Source organism: Kaarinaea lacus (assembly GCF_975902315.1).
In genome coordinates, this window is record NZ_CDLKIE010000135.1 from 1 (window position 1) to 4,260 (window position 4,260).

A 4,260-nucleotide genomic window follows, 5' to 3' on the forward strand; every position below is an offset into this window, starting at 1 on the left:
GCAGCCATTAGTGACACCCGTGTGATCAAACACGCCAGTTGTAAAACTGCTGGTTGCATGGCACACGGAACAATCTTCCGTTGTTGGAATATGATTCGCCGGTTTGCCAATCGCGGCCGTGCCGTTATGACAGGAGGCGCAGTTATCCACGATACCGGTGTGATCAAATACTGCGGTTAAGAAAGTGCCGGGCACGTGACAGACACTGCAATCTTCCGTGGTGGGTAGATGGCCGACGTCCTTGCCTCGGGCAGAAATGCCATTGTGGCAGGACGCGCAGTTATTCACGATACCACTGTGATCGAACACCGCACCAATAAAGGTGGAGGTGTTATGACACACCCCGCAATCCTCAGTCGTAGCGATATGTGTAGCGGACTTGCCAATAGCGGCGGTACCGTTGTGGCAGCTTGCGCAATTGCCCGTAATGCCGTCGTGATTAAAGATCGATGGGAAAAACGCTGCCGTGTTATGGCAGAAGTGGCAGTCCTGAGTAGTTGGTACATGATTCACTGCTGAATCCTTACCGATGGCATAGACACCATCGTGACAACCGGCGCAGTTGTTCGTGACGCCGGTGTGATCAAATACGCCGGTGGTAAATCCGTTGGTGTCATGGCATACCCCGCAATCCTCCGTGGTGGGGATGTGCGTTGCTGGCTTACCGGTGGCTGCCGTGCCATCGTGGCACGAGGCGCAACTGCCGGTGATACCGGCGTGGTTGAAAATCGACGGACGAAACGCCGTGGTGGTATGACAAAAGTGGCAATCCTGCGTGGTCGGTAAATGGTTTGTTGCCGCGTCTTTGCCTGTCGCGAACTGGCCATTGTGGCAGCCTTCGCAGTCGGTCGTTACGCCGCTATGATCAAACACACCGGTGGTAAAGCTGGACGTGACATGGCACACGGAACAATCGTCTGTGGTGGGAATATGATTCACTGGTTTGCCAGTAGCTGATGTTCCATCGTGGCAGGAAGCACAGTTATCCACGATACCGGTATGATTGAACACCGCATTGAGAAAGCCACTGGTGACGTGACAAACGCTGCAATCCTCCGTGGTTGGAAGATGGTCGATGTGCTTGCCGCTTGCGGTGACGCCATCGTGACACGAAGCGCAGTTATCCACGATGCCGGTATGATCAAACACCGCGGTAGAGAAGGTTGTGGTGCCATGGCATCTTGAGCAATCCTTGGTAGTAGACACATGACCAGTAATTTTACCGGTCGCGACAATGCCGTCATGGCATGATGCGCAGTTATCAATGATGCCTGTATGATCGAACACACCGGTGGTAAAGCTGCCAGTCTCGTGACAAACGCTGCAATCCTCGGTGGTGGCCACGTGGTTGACCTTCTGGCCGGTCGCGGATACCCCATCATGACACGAGGCACAGTCATTCACGATGCCGGTGTGATCAAACACCGCGTTGAGAAAACCAGCGGTGTTATGACACACGGCGCAATCCTCGGTGGTAGGAATGTGTGTCGCTGTTTGACCAATCGCGGCCGTGCCGTTATGGCAGGAGGCGCAATTATTGCTGATACCCGTGTGGCTAAATATCGACGGTAGAAACGCCGTGGTGGTATGGCAGAAGTAACAATCCTGCGTTGTGGGCAGATGGTTTGTTGCAGAATCCTTACCCGTCGTAAATTGCCCGTTATGACATCCTTCACAACCATTGGTGACACCGGTATGGTCAAACACCCCGCTGGTAAAATCGCTGGTGACATGGCACACGGAACAGTCTTCCGTCGTTGGAATATGATTCGCCGGTTTGCCAATCGCGGCCGTGCCGTTATGACAGGAGGCGCAGTTATCCACGATGCCAGTGTGATCAAATACTGCCGTTAAGAAAGTCCCGGGCACGTGACAGACACTGCAATCCTCGGTAGTCGGCAGGTGATCGTTGTCCTTGCCCCGGGCGGAAATGCCATTGTGGCAGGATGCGCAGTTGCTCACGATACCGCTGTGATCAAACACGCCGGTGGTAAAGCTGCCGATGCTATGGCATACACCGCAATCCTCGGAAGTCGGAATATGCGTCGATGACTTACCTAATGCGGCTATACCGTTATGGCATGAGGCGCAATCGCCGGCGATGCCCGAATGATCAAAGATGGATGGAAAAAATCCTGCGGTTGAGTGGCAGAAGTGGCAGTCCTGTGTCGTGGGCACATGGTTGACTGCCGAGTTCTTACCAATGGCATAGAAACCGTCGTGACAACCGGCGCAGTTATTTGTGACGCCGGTGTGATTAAACACGCCGGTGGTAAATCCGTTGGTGTCATGGCAAACACCGCAATCCTCCGTAGTGGGGATATGCGTTGCTGGTTTACCGGTAGCGGCCGCGCCATCGTGGCAGGAGGCGCAATTCCCGGTAATGTCCTCATGAATGAAGATCGAGGGACGAAACGCCGTGGTGGTGTGACAAAAGTGGCAATCCTGCGTGGTGGGCAGATGGTTTGTTGCCGCGTCCTTGCCCGTCGCGTATTGGCCGTTGTGACAGCCTTCGCAAGCCGTGGTAATGCCCTGGTGATCGAACACGCCCGAGGGAAAACTGTTGGTGTTATGGCAGATACCGCAATCTTCAGTGGTCGGTATATGGTTAACCGATTTCCCAGTCGCAGCCGTGCCGTCATGGCAACTGGCGCAATTACCGGTGATGCCTTCGTGACTAAAAATAGTAGGAATAAACGCCTCAGTTAAGTGGCAGTAGTGACAATCCTGGGTAGTGGGTACATGATTTATTGCCGCATCTTTACCGGTGGCAGATTGACCGTTATGGCAACCTTCGCAACCCCGCGTAATACCTTGATGATCAAATATGGCGGGTGAAAAACTATTACCGGGGATATGGCAGGTACTGCAGTCATCCAGTGTTGGGATATGCGTGTCTGTTTTTCCCGTAGAAATTACACTGTCATGGCAGGATCCACAGTCATCAAAAATGTTGGCATGATCGAAAGTTGCGCCCACAAATGTGTCTGTCGTGAGATGACAGTTAGAGCAATCTTCCGTGGTTGGCAAGTGATTATCAGGAAATCCTGTGCTGATCACACTATCATGACAGGATGCACAGTCGCCGCTTACACCGTTGTGATCAAAAACGCCAGTGGCGAAAATGCCTGGGGTATGGCACACACCGCAATCCTCGGTGGTTGGCATATGGTTGTTTGACTTACCCGTTGCGTTAGTGCCGTTATGGCAGGTTTCACACAGTGCATCGATGACGCCTGGTACGGTGTGGTCGAAGCCTTCTGCCCAGGCGAAGGTACGCGTATTGTGACACATGCCACAATCAGCGTTTGTTGCAGGGTGATCCACTGTTTTTCCTATTGAATCAGTGCCATTGTGACAGGTCTCGCAATCACTGGTGATAGTGCTGTGGTCAAAGATAACGGTCTGAAAATTCTCAACGACATGACACCGATTGCATTCACCGTCAGTCGCTATATGTCCCTCATGTTTACCGGTAGCAACAATTCCGTTATGGCATATGCTGCAGCCACTGGAAATGCCAGTATGATCGTAACTGCCGTCTGCGTTAAGTTCGAGAAAACCGGTGGTATTGTGACAGTCGTCACATTCCGCACTGGTTTCAGGGTGTTGGTTAGATTTGCCAATGGCGCGTATACCGTCATGACACTCACTGCACGCGCCAAAAACTTCCAGGTGATCCACAAAAGGGATGATATTAAGGCCGAATGTGGTATGGCAGGCCGCGCATAAATTACTGGTCGCAAGGTGGTCGGCCGATTTTCCCGGAATAGTTTCATTGTCACTGTTATGACATTGCACACAATTGGATGACAAACTCTGATGGTGTACAGGCCCGGTGGGACGTTCGCCATCGTTTGTCGCGAGCACTGTTGTGAGAATGCGTGGACTGGAAACACCTCTCGCGCTGACCACCAGTTGTACTATATAGGTGCCCCTGGCATCAGCAGTGAAATTGGGATTGACTGTGGTGGCATCGAGTAATTCAGCGTTACTGCCATCCGGTTTGTAGACAAAGGACCAGTCGTAAGTTAATACATCCCCCACTGTGGTGCTGGAGAAGCTGCCATCTAATACAGCTATTTCACCCACCCGAACCGCCACGATGGGCCCCGCTCGGACATTAAATTCAACGATTTCAATTGCAGTAGGTGCTGGTTCGTCACCGCCAGCGCCAGTATCGTTAGGAGCTCCACTGCCGCCACCGCCACCACCACCGCCACCACAACTCGCGGTCAATGCAGCCAGAATTGACATCAA

1 protein-coding gene is annotated in these 4,260 nt (G+C 52.7%); it reads right to left on the bottom strand.

The features are described from left to right. On the bottom strand, positions 1-4,260 hold a 4,260-nt coding region (locus tag ACWVCM_RS03685; RefSeq protein ID WP_455200360.1), incomplete at both ends, for a hypothetical protein.